General features: G+C 31.1%; 20 protein-coding genes and 1 tRNA gene. 10 read left to right on the top strand and 11 right to left on the bottom strand.

Going from position 1 to position 18049, the window contains the following annotated elements; genetic code table 11:
- Positions 1 to 12: 12 nt before the first annotated feature.
- The 3 genes from E5167_RS04850 to E5167_RS04840 all read left to right on the top strand — a co-directional run bounded on the left by E5167_RS04850 (position 13) and on the right by E5167_RS04840 (position 3102).
- Complete coding sequence (locus E5167_RS04850; protein ID WP_136841592.1) at positions 13 to 372, top strand: BlaI/MecI/CopY family transcriptional regulator; 360 nt, start codon at positions 13 to 15, stop codon at positions 370 to 372.
- Between the two features lie 2 nt (positions 373 to 374).
- Positions 375 to 2441, top strand: a complete 2067-nt coding sequence (locus E5167_RS04845; RefSeq protein ID WP_136841590.1) for a M56 family metallopeptidase — start codon at positions 375 to 377, stop codon at positions 2439 to 2441.
- A 508-nt stretch (positions 2442 to 2949) separates the two neighbouring features.
- Positions 2950 to 3102 (top strand): SsrA-binding protein, encoded by a 153-nt coding sequence (locus E5167_RS04840; RefSeq protein ID WP_136841588.1) that lies wholly within the window; start codon positions 2950 to 2952, stop codon positions 3100 to 3102.
- Here the strand turns inward: E5167_RS04840 and E5167_RS04835 are convergent.
- A complete protein-coding gene (locus E5167_RS04835) occupies positions 3099 to 3614 on the bottom strand; it encodes an adenine phosphoribosyltransferase (protein WP_136841586.1) in 516 nt (171 codons plus the stop codon). The two genes, E5167_RS04840 and E5167_RS04835, sit on opposite strands and share 4 nt — an antisense overlap.
- Before the next feature lie 74 nt (positions 3615 to 3688).
- On the opposite strand from E5167_RS04835, the gene E5167_RS04830 reads away from it, so the two are divergent.
- Positions 3689 to 3762: transfer RNA gene (locus E5167_RS04830), tRNA-Arg, on the top strand.
- A gap of 169 nt (positions 3763 to 3931) precedes the next feature.
- On the opposite strand, the gene E5167_RS04825 is transcribed toward E5167_RS04830, so the two are convergent.
- Positions 3932 to 5122: a serine hydrolase domain-containing protein gene (locus tag E5167_RS04825; RefSeq protein WP_239021943.1), complete on the bottom strand. Its 1191-nt coding sequence runs from the start codon at positions 5120 to 5122 to the stop codon at positions 3932 to 3934.
- A 172-nt stretch (positions 5123 to 5294) separates the two neighbouring features.
- On the opposite strand from E5167_RS04825, the gene E5167_RS04820 reads away from it, so the two are divergent.
- Positions 5295 to 5564 (top strand): heavy-metal-associated domain-containing protein, encoded by a 270-nt coding sequence (locus E5167_RS04820; RefSeq protein ID WP_136841584.1) that lies wholly within the window; start codon positions 5295 to 5297, stop codon positions 5562 to 5564.
- Here E5167_RS04820 and E5167_RS04815 read toward each other — a convergent pair.
- From E5167_RS04815 to E5167_RS04790, 6 genes are read right to left on the bottom strand one after another with little or no spacing between them, the layout of a single operon-like run.
- Complete coding sequence (locus E5167_RS04815; RefSeq protein ID WP_136841582.1) at positions 5561 to 5836, bottom strand: ATP-dependent Clp protease adaptor ClpS; 276 nt, start codon at positions 5834 to 5836, stop codon at positions 5561 to 5563. The genes E5167_RS04820 and E5167_RS04815 overlap by 4 nt on opposite strands.
- 15 nt (positions 5837 to 5851) lie before the next feature.
- Positions 5852 to 6688, bottom strand: coding sequence for a 50S ribosomal protein L11 methyltransferase (gene prmA / locus E5167_RS04810; RefSeq protein WP_136841580.1), 837 nt, complete (start codon positions 6686 to 6688; stop codon positions 5852 to 5854).
- 1 nt (position 6689) lies between these two features.
- Positions 6690 to 7442 carry a triose-phosphate isomerase gene (tpiA, locus tag E5167_RS04805; RefSeq protein WP_136841578.1) on the bottom strand — a complete coding sequence of 251 codons (753 nt, stop codon included), beginning with the start codon at positions 7440 to 7442 and terminating at the stop codon, positions 6690 to 6692.
- 15 nt (positions 7443 to 7457) lie between these two features.
- Positions 7458 to 8534, bottom strand: coding sequence for an ABC transporter permease (locus E5167_RS04800; protein ID WP_136841576.1), 1077 nt, complete (start codon positions 8532 to 8534; stop codon positions 7458 to 7460).
- Between the two features lie 3 nt (positions 8535 to 8537).
- Positions 8538 to 9632 (bottom strand): BT_3928 family protein, encoded by a 1095-nt coding sequence (locus E5167_RS04795; protein WP_136841574.1) that lies wholly within the window; start codon positions 9630 to 9632, stop codon positions 8538 to 8540.
- A gap of 24 nt (positions 9633 to 9656) precedes the next feature.
- Positions 9657 to 10199, bottom strand: coding sequence for a DUF1599 domain-containing protein (locus E5167_RS04790; RefSeq protein ID WP_136841572.1), 543 nt, complete (start codon positions 10197 to 10199; stop codon positions 9657 to 9659).
- A gap of 95 nt (positions 10200 to 10294) precedes the next feature.
- Here E5167_RS04790 and folP point away from each other — a divergent pair, with 95 nt between their 5' ends.
- From folP to E5167_RS04775, 3 genes are read left to right on the top strand one after another with little or no spacing between them, the layout of a single operon-like run.
- Entirely contained in the window at positions 10295 to 11116 is an 822-nt protein-coding gene (gene folP / locus E5167_RS04785) for a dihydropteroate synthase (RefSeq protein ID WP_136841570.1), read from the top strand.
- Between the two features lie 22 nt (positions 11117 to 11138).
- A complete protein-coding gene (locus E5167_RS04780) occupies positions 11139 to 11774 on the top strand; it encodes a hypothetical protein (RefSeq protein WP_136841568.1) in 636 nt (211 codons plus the stop codon).
- A 34-nt stretch (positions 11775 to 11808) separates the two neighbouring features.
- A complete protein-coding gene (locus E5167_RS04775; protein WP_136841566.1) occupies positions 11809 to 12594 on the top strand; it encodes a diadenylate cyclase in 786 nt (261 codons plus the stop codon).
- Positions 12595 to 12609: 15 nt separating this feature from the next.
- Here the strand turns inward: E5167_RS04775 and E5167_RS04770 are convergent, their stop codons facing one another.
- Together E5167_RS04770 and truA are read right to left on the bottom strand one after the other, a co-directional pair.
- Positions 12610 to 14376, bottom strand: coding sequence for an ABC transporter ATP-binding protein (locus E5167_RS04770; RefSeq protein ID WP_136841563.1), 1767 nt, complete (start codon positions 14374 to 14376; stop codon positions 12610 to 12612).
- Positions 14373 to 15122, bottom strand: a complete 750-nt coding sequence (gene truA / locus E5167_RS04765; protein ID WP_136841562.1) for a tRNA pseudouridine(38-40) synthase TruA — start codon at positions 15120 to 15122, stop codon at positions 14373 to 14375. Before truA ends, E5167_RS04770 begins: the two co-directional genes overlap by 4 nt.
- A gap of 107 nt (positions 15123 to 15229) precedes the next feature.
- Between truA and E5167_RS04760 the strand changes: the two genes are divergently transcribed.
- Positions 15230 to 15721, top strand: coding sequence for a metallophosphoesterase family protein (locus E5167_RS04760; protein WP_136841560.1), 492 nt, complete (start codon positions 15230 to 15232; stop codon positions 15719 to 15721).
- Positions 15722 to 15787: 66 nt separating this feature from the next.
- Here E5167_RS04760 and E5167_RS04755 read toward each other — a convergent pair whose 3' ends face one another.
- Positions 15788 to 16198 carry a DUF4293 domain-containing protein gene (locus E5167_RS04755; RefSeq protein WP_136841558.1) on the bottom strand — a complete coding sequence of 137 codons (411 nt, stop codon included), beginning with the start codon at positions 16196 to 16198 and terminating at the stop codon, positions 15788 to 15790.
- A gap of 215 nt (positions 16199 to 16413) precedes the next feature.
- On the opposite strand from E5167_RS04755, the gene rho reads away from it, so the two are divergent.
- Positions 16414 to 18048, top strand: coding sequence for a transcription termination factor Rho (rho, locus tag E5167_RS04750; RefSeq protein WP_136841556.1), 1635 nt, complete (start codon positions 16414 to 16416; stop codon positions 18046 to 18048).
- Position 18049: the final 1 nt, after the last annotated feature.

Here is an 18049-nt window from a genome sequence, read left to right as displayed (position 1 = left end):
AATTTCTAAATAATGCAGAAACTCACAAACAAAGAAGAAGAAATTATGCAGGTACTTTGGAAGCTTGAAAAAGCTTTTGTAAAAGATATTCTTGCAGAAATAACTAACGACAAACCTCATTACAACACCTTATCAACCATTGTTAGAAATTTAGAAGACAAAGGTTATGTTGATCATATTGCTTATGGTAAAACGCATCAATATTTTCCCATCATTAAAAAGGAGGATTACAGAAAACGTTTCTTTAACACTGCTATTGATAACTATTTTAATAGTTCTTATAAGAATGTTGTTTCCTTTTTTGCTAAAGAAGAAAAAATAAGTGTGGAGGAGCTAAAAGAGATTATTAATTTGATAGAAAACAAGAAGTAATTATGGAATATCTTATAAAAGTAAGTGCTATTTTAATAGTATTCTATGCATGCTATAAACTACTATTAAATCGCGAGACATTTTTTGAGTCAAATAGATCCTTCTTATTGTTAGGCTTAATAACTGCTTTCATTTTGCCTTTAATAACAATATCTAAATACATTATGGTAGAGCCTGTAATAATTAAAAGTAACAATGTTTACAACGAATTAATATCGGAAGCTACAACGACAGAAAATACAATACCAATAACAACGATACTATCGTATTTATATTTAGCTGGAGTCACATTTTTTTTAGGAAGATTTCTTTTACAATTTAGTTCATTAATAATACTCTTATTAAAAAGCACAAAACAGCGTGTTGCTTCTTACATTTATGTAATAACCAAAAACGCCATATCTCCTTTTTCATTTTTTAATTGGATTGTTTTTAACCCTAATCAATTTGATAATACTGAGTTAAAACAAATTATTACACATGAAAAGGTACACGCCAAACAGCTACATTCTATAGATATTTTATTATCAGAATTAACAGGGATTATTCTTTGGTTCAACCCTTTGGTTTGGCTTTACAAGAAGGATTTAAAACAAAATTTAGAGTTTATTGCAGACAAAAATGCGCAAGCAAACACCAATTGTAAAAAAAGCTATCAACATTTATTACTTAAAACAAGCGTGCCAAACTACCAAGTGGCACTTACAAATAATTTTTATAATTCATCAATCAAAAAACGAATTGTTATGTTACACAAAAACAAATCACACAAAAGAAACCAGTTAAAATTTTTATTAGTACTACCAGCTTTGGTTTTATTTTTAATGAGTTTTAATACTAAAGAAATTTATATTCAAGCTGAAACGCAAGAAAAAGAACCTTCAGCAATATCACAAAAGGCAGAAACTATTGCATCCACAAGTAGCAATACAAAAACTTTAATGACTAACAACAAACCTGTAGCTACAAAAACCACTAATAAAATAGTAAAAACTAATTCGCTAATAACCCAAGACATTGTTGCTTATTTTATTGAAAGTACATTTACTGATGCTGATTTAGACAACTTAGTAACAAAGCTTAAAAAGCATGGTGTTACATTAAAAATAAAAGGCGTAAATCGAGATAGCGACAACAAAATTACTTCTATAAAAATTGAAGCTAAATCTGATAATTCTAATGCTAATTTTTCAATAAGTAATGATTCAGCTATAAAAACAGTTAAAATTACCTACAACGCAAATGACGATTCCATTTCTATAGGAAATTCTTATAACTTACTACATAGCGACAACCATACGTTTACTAAAATAAAGAAAACTGGAAAAGGAAGTAATACTTTTGCATATAGTGTTCATGATGAACATGAGAGTAAACACGAAATAATTGAAAGCGATAATACAATTATTATTAAAAATGGAAATAAAGTAAGTGAATTAAAAAAAGGTAATAAAGACGAAAATGTTTTTGTAATCTCAGGAAGTAAAGGAAAAAAATATGAAATTATTCATGCCGATACAGTTAAGTCAAGTAGAGGTTCTTATAAGTTAAAAGGAAATGTTATTATTGAATCTAAAGGTAAAGGAGAAGGTAAAAGCATATTTGTTACATCTGGAAATGATAATAAAATAATTGAATTAAAAGAAAAAAAGGGTGACAACGGAGATGTTATGTTCATTAAAAAAGAGGAAGACGGTAATATCATCAAAGAAAGGATGAAAATAGAAAGTAAAAACATCTCATTTAAATCTGACGATGGAAAAGTTTATAAGATACAATCTACTGGAAATGGCAATAGTAATATTTGGATAAACAAAGGCGATAGTAAAGGCAAAACAATTACCAAAATAGGAAAAAATGGAGGTACGATGTTTTTTACTAGTGATAGTAAGAAAAAGCCTTTAGTAGTTGTTGACGATAAAGTTGTTAAATACAAAATACTGGAAGATATTGATCCAGACTCAATAGAATCCATGACTGTATTAAAAGGCAGTTCTGCCAAAGAAAAATACGGTAAAAAAGGTAAAGACGGTGTTATAGAAATAACATTAAAGAAAAGTAAAAACTAACTTTTTAGTCAAAGTTTTGAATAAAAAAGGTGCTCAATTAATGAGCACCTTTTTTGTTAGTAGATACCTCAAAAAAAAGACGAAAGTGTAAAAAAAGGGCATATTTAGACTTTTTTTTGCCTACAGATTTTAAAAAGCTCTCAAAAAGCTTCTTCAAATATTACATATTAAAACAATTGCAACTTATTATAACTACATATCATAACTATCATCAAGACAATAGTAGTAATAATGCAATAGTAATCATAAATATACTTACTAATTTAAAGTTAATTATATCATTTTTTAATCATCTGTTTGGCAATACGATTAGCAAACTTTTATATTCGAAAAACAAAAGAAAAACGAGTTAGAATTTTAATCAATCATCAAAACAAAAAAAACATGATAACACTTGCTAAATTTATAATTGCAATCGTCATTGCAATTATCTACTAAAAAAAGAAGCAACAAAAGTAGAACTTAGTCTAGAATAAGTTTTACTACTTTTGCTTTAGATTCTTAAAAAATGAAAAAGCAAGTTTTTAAAATTTTAGCCAAAATAAACAAGGTAGTATTACCAAGTTTTACTAAAAAACAATTAGATATTTCGAAAGCAAGTAAATTACAACTTGCAATCATTGGTTGGAGAGCGTTTATAACTTTAAGAGCATTAGATTAATACTCTAAAACCGATTTTACATTGTATTCTTTTAATTTGTCTTTACCTTTTAAAAAGCTAAGCTGCATAATAAAATTACATTGCACTATCTTGCCTCCCAATTTTTCAACCAATTTACAAACAGCTTGAGCTGTTCCGCCAGTTGCAAGCACGTCATCGTGAATAAGAATTCTTTCGTCTTTTTTAATAGCGTCTATATGTATTTCAACTGCATCTTCTCCATATTCTAATGCATAGGATTGTGACAATGTTTTATATGGCAATTTACCAGGTTTTCTAACAGGAATAAAACCAGCATCAAGCTTTTGAGCGAGTAACGTTGCAAAGAAAAAGCCTCGAGATTCTATACCAATTACTTTATCAATTTTTTGATCTCCAATTAGTTTTAGCAACTCTTCTAGACACATCTCTACACCTCTTGGGCTTTGCAATAATGGTGCAATGTCTTTAAACAAAATTCCATCTTTTGGAAAATTAGGAATATCTCTAATAAAGTCTTCAATTCTATTCATAGGTGAAAAGTAATTAAATTTATACTTAATTTTGTGATTGTAACAAAATAAAATATATTTGCACCCACAAAAATGGCCTCGTAGCATAACTGAATAGTGCACTTGATTACGGCTCAAGAGGTTGCAGGTTTGAATCCTGCCGAGGTCACAACAATAAAAAAGCTTTCAAGAAATTGAAAGCTTTTTTATTGTTGCATTTGCACCTTTTAATAAATTTAGAGCTTTATATATCTTACTTTTTCAAAACCAGTTCTAGTATCAAAACCCATCTAATTAAATATACTCTTTAGAGAGCCTCTATAAACAGACTACACCTTTTAAGACTCAAAATTTTCAAGAACAATGTTCTTAACTTTCTTACTTAGCGATGCTATAGCATTATAGCTTGTATGCTCAAGAACAATAACCACTAAATCATCTTCTGGGTATTGGGTAAGACCAGTACTAAATCCATTCCATTTCCCATGGTGATAGATGGATTTTTCATCGTTAGTATTTATTCTAAACCCAAAACCGTAAGGAACTTCTCGTCCGTGAATTGTTTCTCCTTTAGAATACATTAAATCTAAAGACGCTTTAGAAAGTAATTTTCCATTATTTAGACCATATGTCCATTTAAATAAATCTTCACTAGTAGCATATACGTTTTTATCTCCAACAATGGCGTCATTTACTGTACCACCAATTTTTAGATGCCTCCAACCTCTATACAATCTATATCCTATTAATTGATTTTCTTTGACATTATCATTCTCAAAACTATATACAAACGAGTCTTTCATTTCGAGCGGATCGAAAATATTCTTTTTTACAAAATCACTAAAACTAACACCAGAAACCTCCTCAACAATTGATGCTAACACCATGTAGCCAGTATTAGAATAATCAAAATTTCTCCCTGGCTTAAAATACCTCAATACATCACTATTTTCTAACAATGTCATCATCTCACTATTGGTAGGAGCTTTATCTTTTTTCCATTTATGTTCTGCAACCCAAAAATATTTTGGCAATCCAGCTGTATGATTTAATAGGTTTTTAATGGTCACGCCTTGATAAGGGAAATTTGGAAAATAACAGTTTACAGTATCAGTAAGCTTAATTTGATTTCGCTCTTGCAATAACATAATTGCTGCTGCTGTAAATTGTTTACTTACTGAAGCCAATTGAAAAACCGAAGTTTTATTTAACATCTTTTTCTTTCTAAAATCCGCGTAACCAATTTGATTATCATACAGAATTTTTCCGTTTTTTGCCACTAGTAATGCTCCGTGAAAATCGTGCCTCTTGTTGATGTGCTTTAAAAGCGAATCTAATTTATTGGTGACCTTTTTAGTATCAACTGCATCGTGATACTCAACTAAAATAGAGGTATTATTTTTGACTAGTTTTTTGTTTTCTACAGCTTCTGGTTCTTTATTCTTAGGAGCATTAGATTTTATACTTAACATAAAAGCACTCACAATAACTAATAGAAATAGGGCTATTTTACTACTATATTTTTTCAAAAGTTATGCTAGGTTTTAAAAACGCAAATTAGCAATCAAACTTAAATTTTCAAAATACTTAGCTTTTATTAACTTTATTTTTAGATTTAATAAAACTATTATTCTAGGTAACAATTATTACCACCTATAATGATATATAGCTGTATCTTTGCATAAACACACAATTATAATAATGAAGGTTACTTTAAATATACAAAACTTAAAATGCGGTGGTTGTGCAAACACCATTACAACTAGATTAAGTACACTTGATACTATTGACAATGTATTAGTAAGTAATGAAAACGACACTGTTACTTTTAATTATAAAGAAGATAAAGATTTAACTAAAGCTACAGATTTACTTTCTAAACTAGGCTACCCAATTGCAGGCGAAAATAATCCGTTGACAAAAAAAGCGAAATCGTTTGTAAGCTGTGCTGTTGGCAGAATGAATAACTAAACTATTTCGGCACTTAAACCTGCATTAAGCAGCATTGAGCAACGTGGTTCCAAATCATCATATTCACCAGTTCTTACTGTACATTTACCTTTATAATGAACAATGATTGCGCATTGTTCTGCTTGTTCAGGCGTGTGTTCACAAACATCAACAAGCGTATCTATTACATGGTCGAAGGTATTAACATCATCATTAAATAATACGATCTCATTTTGTTTAGCTTCTTCTTCTTTTATTGAAGTTTTTTCTAATATTTTTTCTTTTATACTCATCGAGTAATTTTTATACTAATTTATAAATTTTAGTGATACCCAATTATTTCTTTCTAAACTTTCTTCAAGTTTTAGCCCATATTTAGAACACTCTTCTTCAATTATTGGAATATCATGCTTGTAAAATCCACTTAAAAATAATTGTCCGTTTTTATGCAAACAAGTTGCGTAAACATGCATGTCGGCTAATAATATATTTCTATTAATATTAGCTATTATCACATCGTAGGTTTTGTTTTTTAAAAGGCTTGCATCGCCTTCAAACACCGAAATATGTTTACTATTATTTCGTTCAATATTTTCTAAACTATTTAAGTAACACCAGTTATCGATATCGATGGCATCAATTTTTGTAGCTCCTTTCATTTCGGCTAAAATCGCTAAAACGCCTGTACCACAACCCATATCTAACACAGATTTATTGGTGAAATCATTTTTTAGAATATGCTGAATCATCATATGTGTAGTTTCGTGATGCCCAGTTCCAAAACTCATCTTAGGTTCTATGACGATATCATACTTCGTTTTTGGATTATCATGAAAAGGTGCTCTTACTGTGCACACATCATCAACAACTATTGGTTTAAAATTCTTTTCCCATTCTTCATTCCAATTGGTTTGTTCTATGTCTTCGAATGTGTAACTAATTTTAAACTCATGGGATTTTAAAATATAAACGTTATCTAAAATCGCCTCGTTCCAATCGTCTTTTTGAATATAGGCTGTAACGCCTTTTTCAGTTTCCACAAAACTCTCAAAACCTGCGTAGCCTAATTCGGCAATCAAAATTTCTACACCTTGATTTGTAGGCTCTACAGTAAAATAATAACCTATATAAATTGTGTTAGACATATTAAAAAGCATTGACAATTTTAAAGAAATCTTCAGCATTAAGCGATGCGCCTCCAATTAAACCACCATCTACATCTGGTTTGGAGAATATGTCTTTGGCATTGTTAGGTTTTACACTTCCGCCATATAAAATAGACACATTGTTTGCTATGTCGATTCCATATGCATCTTCTTCTATAGTCTTTCTTATAAAAGCGTGCATTTCTTGAGCCTGTTCAGGTGTGGCAGTTTCACCTGTACCTATTGCCCAAACGGGTTCGTAAGCTAACACTATACTTTTCCAAGCATCATCAGGAAGATGAAACAAAGCGTTTTTAATTTGTGTTTCAACCACTTTTTTATGGTTATGAGATTTTCTATCTGCTAGTTCTTCTCCAAAACAAAAAATGACTCTCATATTGTTTTTTAGAGCAGTATCCACTTTTTTAGCAAGATCTTCATCTGTTTCGTTAAAATATGCACGACGCTCGCTATGTCCTAAAATAACTGTTTTTACACCAACACTCTCCAGCATACTAGCACTTACTTCTCCAGTAAAAGCTCCATTGTCTGCAAAATGCATGTTTTGTGCTATGACTTCAATATCAAATCCTCTTAGTGCTTCATAAGCATGGTATAAATTAACAAATGTTGGTGCGACCATTACCTCTGCATGCGACGTTTTTGTTTGCCTCTTTAAATTGGATATTAGTGCTTCTGTTTCTGGTAAATCATTGTTCATTTTCCAATTTCCTGCTACTATTTGAGTTCTCATTTTCTTGTATTTTTGTTACTGCAATTTAACTTTTGGGTCTAACCACGTATAAATTATATCTACCAAAATATTTATTACAATAAACATTAAGGCAATTATTAGTACCGAACCCATAATTACTGGTAAATCCAGAGTATTTAATGAATTTACAATTTCTTTCCCCAAGCCATTCCAGCCAAAAATATACTCTACAAAAACAGCTCCTGCCAACATGGATGCAAACCATCCTGAAATAGCTGTTACCACTGGATTTAATGCGTTTTTAATAGCATGGTTTTTAATAACTTGAAATTCACTTAATCCTTTTGATCTCGCTGTACGAATATAATCTTGGTTCATTACCTCTAGTAGTGAATTCCTCATTAATTGTATGACTACTGCTAATGGACGAATACCTAATACAATAGCTGGAAGGATTAAGTTTTTCCATTGGATGGTATTTTTTTCTCCAAAATCATCTAATTCATAGAGACTTCCTGTCATTTCTAAATTGGTATATTCATGCAATAAAAACCCAAAGAACCATGCAAATAATATGGCACTAAAAAACGAAGGCACACTCATACCTAAGGTACTTGCTATTTGAATACATTTATCTAACCAAGTGTCTTTAAACTGAGCTGAAACCACTCCTAATAGCAATCCTAAAATCATGGCTATTATAATAGCTGAAACTGCTAACACAAACGTATTAGGAAGTGTTTCACCTAGCACTTGACTTACTTTTTTTCCTTGTTTGGTAAACGATTCTCTTAAATAAGGGTACTTTAAAACAGTTGTTGTATTACCAATTGTAAATAGTTTGCTAACCGAGTATTTATTATCTCTTAAATACGTGTAATCGTCTTCGTTATTTGAATGAAAAGAAACAGGAGACAGATCGTTTAAATAATATAAATACTGAGTCGCAATGGGTTTATCAAAACCATACTTAGCCTTTACAATGGCCAACTGTTCACTATCTTCATTTTGACCCAACATCATTTGGGCTGGATCTCCTGGAAGCACATTAAATAAAAAGAAAATAACCGTGACTACTCCAAATAGTGTAAGTAAGGCGTAAAATGCTTTATTTAAAAAATAATTTAGCAAATATTAAAGTTTAAGGTCATCTATATCGTTCCAATGTACTTTTTGCAAAACCGTACCTTTGCTTAATTCAAGTACACCAGGGTTAGCACGAACTACTGTTTTTAATGCTTTTTCGTCACATAAATAAAAATCGAAATCATAATTATAATCGGCTTTTATTCGTTCTTTAGCTTCTGGTCCTGAAGCTGTTAACCCTATTACTTTATAACCTTTACTAGCAGCTTCTTTAGCTTTGTCCATAATAGCTGCAAGCCCTTCTTTTTCAGCTGAGTCTAAGCTGTAAGATACAATCATGATAAGCTTATCTTCGGCCAACATTTCTTGAGTCACATCTTCACTATCGGTTTCTATAGAAAAGTCTAAGATTGGTGGTTGATAGCCTTCTTTAATAATCTTAGTTTCAACTCCAACATATTCACCATCAACACTTGGGTACGATCCATTTGTTACAAACTCCTTTTCTTCGCCATTGACATTAAATGTCCATGTAAATTCCTGAATAGCTTTTGGTGCATCTTCAGGCATCGTCATGTTTTCAATAAGGTTATCACCTATTTTATAAGCTCTAAAATCTACCGAAGGTAAATGCATTAATACATGATATCCAAACCATAAACACCAAATAAAACTTACTAAAGCAATAACAGTAGTTGGCAATTTTGTAAACACAGGTTTTACATGTTTTACCCCAAAGAAAAGTATCAGTATGAACACCAATAAAATAACATCTTTAGTAAAACTTTCCCAAGGTGTTAATTTTAAAGCATCACCAAAACAACCACAGTCTTTTACCTTATCAAAATAAGCTGAATAAAAAGTTAAGAACGTAAAGAACACTATCATTCCAAATAAACTCCAGACTGTGAATTTAGGCTTATAACCTATGAGTAAAAACACACCTAGCACTACCTCAAAAACAACTACAATAACTGAAATTCCCAAAGCATAAGGCTCTAAAAAAGGAATGTTTAACACATCTGTACTAAAGTATTCCTGTAATTTATATGAAAATCCTAAAGGATCATTTAGTTTAATTAATCCTGAAATAATGAATAAAACGCCAACTAGAATTCTAGATATTGCAACTAATATTTTCATAGGTCATAGTTTTTAATGGGTAAATCACTTTTGTTCGGAAATATGAATTAAGGCAAAAATAGCATAGTTTATCATATCTTGATAATTAGCATCAATACCTTCACTCACAATGGTTTTTCCTGAGTTATCTTCTATTTGTTTTACTCTTAATAATTTTTGTAAAATTAAATCGGTTAACGAGCTTACACGCATATCTCTCCAAGCTTCACCATAATCGTGGTTTTTATCTTGCATGAGTTGTTTAGTTATAGCTACTTGCTTGTCATAAAGTTTTGTAGCTTCATCTACAGATAAATCTGGCTGTTCTACTACACCTTTTTCCAACTGTATTAAAGCCATAATACAATAGTTAATAATTCCAATAAACTCGCTTACTTCACCTTCATCTACCTTTTGAACGTCATTTTGCTGCAACCCTCTAATGCGTTGTGCTTTAATAAATATTTGATCGGTTAAAGAAGGAAGTCTTAAAATCCTCCAAGCACTTCCGTAATCTTTCATTTTATTCACAAACAGCTCTCTACAAGTAGATATCACCTCGTCATATTGTTTTGAAGTATTTTGCATAAAGTCAATTGAATTTTGCGTAAATTTCGCTTAAATTTAGAACTATTCAAAGTTTATTTTAAAACTGTAAATCCAAAACCCAGAATACTCGATAAATGACCATTAATTGCAGAGGAACACTTATTGATTTATCAACACCAAAGGTCATGGGGATTTTAAATGTCACACCAGATTCTTTTTACGATGGTGGACGCCACAAAAATGATGCTTCTATTTTAAATCAAGTAGAATCAATGCTAAATGATGGTGCAACCTTTATTGATGTTGGCGCATATAGTTCTCGTCCTGGAGCAGATCATGTTAGTGAAACTGAAGAATTAAAGCGCATTATTCCAATAGTTAAATTACTTGTTGCAAAATTCCCAGACATCAACCTATCGATTGATACTTTTAGAAGTCAAATTGCTAAAGAGTGCATAGAAACTGGAGCAGCTATTATTAATGACATTTCTGCTGGGAAACTAGACCATAAAATGATTGAAACTGTTGGCGAATTAGGAGTTCCATATATCATGATGCACATGAAAGGCGCACCACAAACCATGCAACAGCATACGGATTATAACGACTTAATTAAAGACATTATTTATTATTTTTCTGAAAGAATTGCCGAAGCGAGAGCTTATAAAATACATGATATTATTATAGATCCTGGATTTGGTTTTTCTAAAACATTAGAGCAAAATTATGCGTTATTAAATAAACTCGAATTACTAAACATGTTAGAGCAACCAATACTTGTTGGTGTGAGTAGAAAATCCATGATTTATAAATTATTAAACACCAATCCAAACGAAGCCTTAAATGGTACAACATCGTTAAACACTATAGCCTTACTAAAAGGTGCAAATATATTACGTGTACACGATGTTAAAGAAGCTGTGGAATGTGTAAAGCTTACAAATCAATTTAATTAATACAGACTTATTACTATAATAAATGAAAAAAATAATAACTCTAGTTTTTGCATTTTGTTTATTCACTTCATGCAATAAGCGTGTTGTGCAACTACCAGAAACCACCAATAAAGACATCACTGAAGTTGTTGACGTATCTCCTGTATATATGTTCTATGATGAAGAAACAGATAGTGTAGAGTTTAACCGAAGAAACATGATTAGTGCTACTAATTGGTTGGTAAATATTGATAAACGCTTAACACTCAAACAAATTTTACCTCACTTACAGTACTTACAAGAAAAACGACAAGGCGATAAAAAGCATAGTTTTCAAAACTACTTTACATGCAACAATACAGACTTGAAAAACCTGTCTTTTATTGAGTTTACGGATGTTAATTATTTTAAAAGTCTAAATACTAAAATTAACAATGATTCTGAAATTTATATAAGAGTATATGAAAATGGAATAATCAGTCCTTTTCATGACATGCGTAAGGGATACGATTCTATAGCTTCTTTAAATGATTATTTTGAAACACATTCTGAAAAAAAACTAGTATTAACCTTTGATGAAAATCTTACAATTCAAGGATACATTAATATAAAATCTCAAATACTTTCATTAGATCAATTACCCATTGTTATATCTAATGATGAATTCATCTACAATTAAGTATATTTATTAAAATTTAAAACACCACCTAAATTTGGAAATATTTGACGATTTATTAAAATTCACTGTTCTAGATGTTATCGATATTATATTAGTAGCACTCCTACTCTACTATGTTTACAAGCTCATTAAAGGAACCGTTGCCATTAATATATTTGTTGGCATTGTTATTATTTACCTCATCTTTTTATTGGTTGATGCACTGCAAATGAAAATGCTTACCAAAATTCTTGGTGGCTTTATGAGTGTAGGTTTAATTGCTTTAATTGTGGTATTTCAACCAGAAATAAGGAAATTTTTACTTATGATTGGCTCAACCAATATTGGCTCAAAAAGTGGTTTAACAAAACGTTTAAATTTTTTAAGAACTCAAGTTATTCATGAAACAGAAGCAGAAACTGTTGTAGCAGCTTGTGTGAAAATGGGAAGCTCAAAAACTGGTGCTTTAATTGTTTTAGAACGCAACAATAATCTTGACTTTTTAGTATCAACAGGTGACGAAATGAATATTAAAGTGACACAGCCTATTTTAGAAAGCATCTTCTTTAAAAATAGCCCTTTACACGATGGCGCCATTATTATTGCGAATAATATTATTAAAGCCACACGTGTGATCCTTCCTGTAAATAACGAAAAAAACATTCCTGAACGTTTTGGTTTAAGGCATCGTGCTGCTATTGGTATTACCGAAAAAACAGATGCACTTGCAGTTGTAGTTTCGGAAGAAACTGGACAAATATCTTATATAAAAAATGGAGAGTTTATCATGTATAAGAATTCTGAAGAATTGATTGATAAAATTAAGGAAGATTTATCCTAATTTAAATTATCTTTTTTAGGCCACTTCCTCTTGCAAAAACTGCACTTCGTATAAGTTGCGGTAATAACCATCTTGCTTTTTCAAAAGTTCATCATGCGTGCCTTGTTCTACAATTTCACCTGCATCTAATACAATAATATTATTTGCTTTTTTAACGGTTGCTAAACGGTGAGCAATTACAATAGAGGTTCTGCCTTCAGTAACTTTATCGGTCGCTTCTTGCATTAATTGTTCGGAATACGAATCGACAGACGATGTAGCTTCATCTAAAATTAAAATACTCGGATTAGCAACATATGCTCTTAAAAAAGAAATTAATTGTCGTTGACCAGAAGACAGCATCACACCACGTTCCTTTACATTGTAATGATACCCATTTGGCAAACTCATAATAAAATCGTGGATCCCGATTTGTTTAGCAGCTTGTACAACATCTTTTTCAGTAATACTTGGGTCATTAAGAGTAATATTACTTAATATAGTATTAGCAAATAAGAATACATCTTGCAATACAACAGCTACTTGCTTTCTTAGAGAATTTAAGGTTACATTCTTTATGTTAGTCCCATCAATTAAAATATCTCCAGAATTAATTTTATAAAAACGATTTAGCAAATTAATGATTGTTGATTTTCCAGCACCAGTAGCTCCAACTATTGCCACCATATCTCCTGCTTTTACATCAAATGAAATACCTTTGAGGACTTCTTCGTTTTCAACATAAGAGAAGTGTACCTCTTTAAACGCAATATCTCCTTTAAAATGTGAGACAACAATGTCTCCTGAATCGTCAATATTAGAGGTTGTATCCAATACTTTAAAAACTCTGTCGGCCGCCACCATTCCCATTTGTAGGGTGTTAAACTTATTTGCTATTTGGTTTAAAGGACGAAACATCATAGGAATCATCATAATAAACGCAGTTAAATCTCCCAAAGATGTTGTTTGTTGCAGCACCACATTTAAGCCACCAAACCAAACCACTAAACCTAATGTGAGAGATGACAATAATTCGGCTATTGGAAAGAAAATAGAGTTATACCAAACTGTTTTTAACCAGCCTTTTTTATGTCGCTCATTTATAAGCTTAAAGTTTTTATATTCAATATCTTCGCGTGCAAATAATTGCAAAATTTTCATTCCAGTGACACGTTCTTGTACAAACGAGTTTAAATTAGATACTTCGTTACGCACTTCTTCAAAGGCCTTTTTCATATACTTCTGAAAAATTTTGGTAGCAATTAACACAAATGGTAACGTACAAAATACAATAATACTTAAACGCCAATTCATCATAGCCATCATTACACCTACAAACAGCATTTTTAAAATATCGCTAAAAATCATAAAAAGTCCTTGTCCAAAAATATCGGCGATACGCTCCATATCAGTTACTGCTCTAGTAATTAAAACACCAACTGAAGAGTTATCGTAATATTTCATTTTAAAGTTTAAAATATGCTTAAAAAGCTTTACACGAACATCTCTAACCACCGATTGCCCTAGCCAACCTGCATAATAAATAAACAGTAAATTACACGATACTTCCAAAATAAGAAGTACCAACATAGTTATGATATAAGGTAAAAATCCTTCCAATTGTTGACTTGTAATGTTTTCATCTATGGCTAATTGTAGCACTTTTGGTCGTAAAGCACCAAAAACAGCTAATCCAATAACCGTTAGTAAAGACAATACAAATACCCAACGATAAGGTTTTATATAAAACAACAACCTCTTAAAGAGTTTAGTATCAAAAACGTTTTCTTTCTTTTTTGTCATTTGTTTTTTAAAATATGATTTGGGTACTCAATATTAGTTAAATATAAAGCATGTCCTGGAACTGATGCTCCTGCTTTAGTTCTATCTTTTGATTTAATGATATCATGAAATTGTGCTATGTTAATTTTGCCTAAGCCAACATCAATCATAGTTCCTGCAATGGCTCTTACCATATTTCGTAAAAACCTATTGGCTGTAATAGAAAAAGTAAGCGTATTATTATTCTCTTCCCATTTTGCTTCCATAATATCGCAATTGTATGTTTTAACATCTGTATTACTTCTCGAAAAGCATTTAAAGTTTTCGTATTCTAATAACACTTTACAAGCTTCATTCATGGCTTCAATGTCCAAAGGAAGGTTAAAATTATAAGAATAATTATAATCAAATACATTTTTAGTCAACGAGATTCTATAAATATAGCTTCTACTTAAAGCATCAAATCGCGCATGAGCTTCTTTTGGAACCTCGAAAATGGTATGAATAGCAATGTCTTTAGGTAAAAAGGAATTCAGCTTATACATAAAATTTTCTTGCGAAAAACCACTATTAGTGTCAAAATGCGCAAACATTTGTTTAGCATGTACTCCAGCATCTGTTCGTCCAGCTCCAACAATATTAATAGGCTCTCTTAATAAAGTTGATAATGCTTTTTCTAATACCTCTTGAACTGACACAGCATTGGGTTGATTTTGCCAACCATGGTAAGCTTTTCCGTTATAAGAAAGTTCTATAAAATACCTCAATCTATTTTGATACTTTTGTTAACAAGAAACAAAGATAGTTAGATTTGTGACTTAAGTTTTATGATTAACATTTTATAATGAAATAAGCCAATAATCAATACCTATACATGAAGAAAATTCTTTTACTCTCAGATACGCATAGTTATATTGGAGATGACATATTAAAACACGTTATAAATGTTGATGAAGTTTGGCATGCTGGTGATATTGGTGATTTAAAGGTTACTGATGCCATAAAAAAGCTAAAACCCTTACGTGCTGTATATGGCAACATTGACAGTCATGACCTTAGAACTGAATTTCCAGAAAACAATAGGTTTAATTGTGAGGGCTTAGATGTATGGATAACGCACATTGGAGGTTATCCAAAAAGATACTGTCCTAGAATAAAAGATGAAATAACTTCTAACACTCCAGACTTATTCATTTGTGGCCACTCGCATATTTTAAAAGTGATACCTGATAAAAAATTAAATTTATTACATATGAATCCAGGCGCTATAGGCAAACACGGTTTTCATAACGTAAGAACCATGTTGCGATTTGAAATCGACAACAAAAAAATTCAAAACCTAGAAGTGATAGAATATAAGCGGTAAAAAAAAGAATCCAGACAATGTTTAACTTGTCTGGATTCACGCACTAATACTACTAAGATGATAGGTTTATCTTAACCGATCTACAGATTTTACAAGCTCTTCATCCTTTTTAATGGCTTTATTGGCTAAAACCAAAAATACGATAGAAAAAATTGGTAGAAGAATCCCAATACCTTTCTCAGAAACCATAGCTTCTCCAGATAAATTTAGTGATCGATACACAAATAATCCTAGTAAAATAAAGTTTAATATGATGTTAAGTCGCCCCATAACAAATTGAGACTTCCTATTTTTAAACATAAATATGGCAATTAAAGATAACAAGGCCGAACCACAAAACAAACCTAAGTATAGCATATCATCTTTTGCAAAAAATGATACATCATTGTTAGTTGTCCACAAATCAAACACAAAAATCAATCCCACCGAAATTCCAGCAGCAATTAAAAGATATATCGTTTGAATTCGTTGAAGCATTATTTTCAAAAATTGAAGCACAAAAATAGTAGTTTCTTTTTAAAACAAATACAAATTATTAAAAATAAAGTTGTATAATTGCAATATAATTGCGCAACATACTGTACTGCACAATATTAAATCTTCAAAAAATTCATACAAATTTTTCCCTCGATTTCTTAACGAAAACCCTGGAACAATTTAATTTCTAAAAAAACAATTTATTTAATTCAACAATGTTTGAAATTTCACAATTAAAAGAAAAAAAGCTTCCTGAGTTACAGGAAATAGCTAAGACTTTGAACATCTCTAAGTATCGTTCATTAAAAAAACTTGATTTAGTATATCAAATTTTAGATCATCAAGCTGCAAACCCTATTCCTGCTCCAACACAACCAAAAGGTGACAAAGAGCAGCAAAAACCTCAAAGAAAAAAAAGAGAGCGCGTGCAACGTAAAAACGACAACTCTCAAAAACAAATGGATTTTTCTGATAAAAAATCAGATAACCCTAAAGACAATCAAAAAAAGGAAGACACTACTAAAAAAGAAGAAGCTCCTAAAAAAACTGATTCATCAAATAAAGAATCTCAAAAAAGAGGACACCAAAACCGTCCTCAAAGAGATTTAAAAGATCAAAATAAGAATCAAAATAGAAATCAGAACAAAGGGCACCAACAAAATAAACCTAGCCAAAATCAAGGAAATAACGGAAACAAAGACAACCGTAATCGTTATCGCGAACCTGATTTTGAATTTGATGCTATTATTGAAAGTGAAGGCGTATTAGATGTAATGCAAGATGGATATGGTTTCTTACGTTCATCAGACTATAATTATTTATCATCTCCAGATGATATTTATGTATCGCAATCGCAAATACGTTTATTCGGTTTAAAAAAAGGAGATACCGTTTTAGGAAATGTTAGACCTCCAAAAGAAGGCGAAAAATACTTCCCTTTAATCAAGGTCAATAAAATTAATGGACTCGATCCTCAAGTTGTAAGAGATCGCGTATCTTTTGAGCATCTTACACCACTTTTTCCACAAGAAAAATTTAACATAGCTGAAAAACAAAGTACTATTTCTACTAGAATAATGGATTTGTTCTCACCAATTGGAAAAGGACAACGTGGTATGATTGTATCTCAACCTAAAACTGGTAAAACCATGTTGCTTAAAGATGTAGCCAATGCCATTGCTGCAAACCACCCAGAAGTTTATCAAATGATTTTATTAATTGATGAAAGACCTGAAGAAGTAACAGACATGCAACGTAATGTAAGAGGTGAAGTAATAGCCTCTACTTTTGATAAAGAAGCTAATGAGCACGTTAAAATTGCAAATATTGTACTAGAAAAAGCTAAAAGATTAGTGGAATGTGGTTATGATGTTGTTGTTCTATTAGATTCTATTACACGTTTAGCAAGAGCTTACAATACAGTACAACCTGCTTCTGGAAAAATATTAAGTGGTGGTGTTGATGCTAATGCACTACACAAACCAAAACGTTTCTTTGGTGCTGCTCGTAATATTGAAAATGGAGGCTCACTTACCATTATTGCTACAGCCTTAACTGAAACTGGATCTAAAATGGACGAAGTGATTTTTGAAGAATTTAAAGGAACTGGTAACATGGAATTACAATTAGATAGAAAAATATCTAATAGACGTATTTTCCCAGCAATTGACTTAACATCTTCAAGCACGCGTAGAGACGATTTACTACTAGACGACAACACCATTCAAAGAATGTGGGTAATGCGTAAATACCTTGCAGATATGAACCCTGTTGAAGCAATGGAGTTTATAAACGATCGTTTTAAGCAAACAAGAAACAATGAAGAATTTTTAATTTCTATGAATAGTTAGA

Origin of the sequence: Pontimicrobium aquaticum (genome assembly GCF_005047595.1) — a bacterium.
Taxonomy (GTDB): domain Bacteria; phylum Bacteroidota; class Bacteroidia; order Flavobacteriales; family Flavobacteriaceae; genus Pontimicrobium; species Pontimicrobium aquaticum.
Note: the sequence above shows the minus strand (reverse complement) of the source record. Positions and strands in the feature narration are given on the sequence as shown.

Coding starts and splice junctions, on each gene's coding strand:
- tpiA (WP_136841578.1), bottom strand. CDS start 7,442: ATGAGAACTCAAATAGTAGCAGGAAATTGGAAAATGAACAATGATTTA.
- E5167_RS04840 (WP_136841588.1), top strand. CDS start 2,950: ATGAAAAAGCAAGTTTTTAAAATTTTAGCCAAAATAAACAAGGTAGTA.
- rho (WP_136841556.1), top strand. CDS start 16,414: ATGTTTGAAATTTCACAATTAAAAGAAAAAAAGCTTCCTGAGTTACAG.
- E5167_RS04850 (WP_136841592.1), top strand. CDS start 13: ATGCAGAAACTCACAAACAAAGAAGAAGAAATTATGCAGGTACTTTGG.
- E5167_RS04835 (WP_136841586.1), bottom strand. CDS start 3,614: ATGAATAGAATTGAAGACTTTATTAGAGATATTCCTAATTTTCCAAAA.
- E5167_RS04845 (WP_136841590.1), top strand. CDS start 375: ATGGAATATCTTATAAAAGTAAGTGCTATTTTAATAGTATTCTATGCA.
- E5167_RS04815 (WP_136841582.1), bottom strand. CDS start 5,836: ATGAGTATAAAAGAAAAAATATTAGAAAAAACTTCAATAAAAGAAGAA.
- E5167_RS04755 (WP_136841558.1), bottom strand. CDS start 16,198: ATGCTTCAACGAATTCAAACGATATATCTTTTAATTGCTGCTGGAATT.
- folP (WP_136841570.1), top strand. CDS start 10,295: ATGACCATTAATTGCAGAGGAACACTTATTGATTTATCAACACCAAAG.
- E5167_RS04795 (WP_136841574.1), bottom strand. CDS start 9,632: ATGAAAATATTAGTTGCAATATCTAGAATTCTAGTTGGCGTTTTATTC.
- E5167_RS04780 (WP_136841568.1), top strand. CDS start 11,139: ATGAAAAAAATAATAACTCTAGTTTTTGCATTTTGTTTATTCACTTCA.
- E5167_RS04820 (WP_136841584.1), top strand. CDS start 5,295: ATGAAGGTTACTTTAAATATACAAAACTTAAAATGCGGTGGTTGTGCA.
- E5167_RS04790 (WP_136841572.1), bottom strand. CDS start 10,199: ATGCAAAATACTTCAAAACAATATGACGAGGTGATATCTACTTGTAGA.
- prmA (WP_136841580.1), bottom strand. CDS start 6,688: ATGTCTAACACAATTTATATAGGTTATTATTTTACTGTAGAGCCTACA.
- E5167_RS04760 (WP_136841560.1), top strand. CDS start 15,230: ATGAAGAAAATTCTTTTACTCTCAGATACGCATAGTTATATTGGAGAT.
- E5167_RS04770 (WP_136841563.1), bottom strand. CDS start 14,376: ATGACAAAAAAGAAAGAAAACGTTTTTGATACTAAACTCTTTAAGAGG.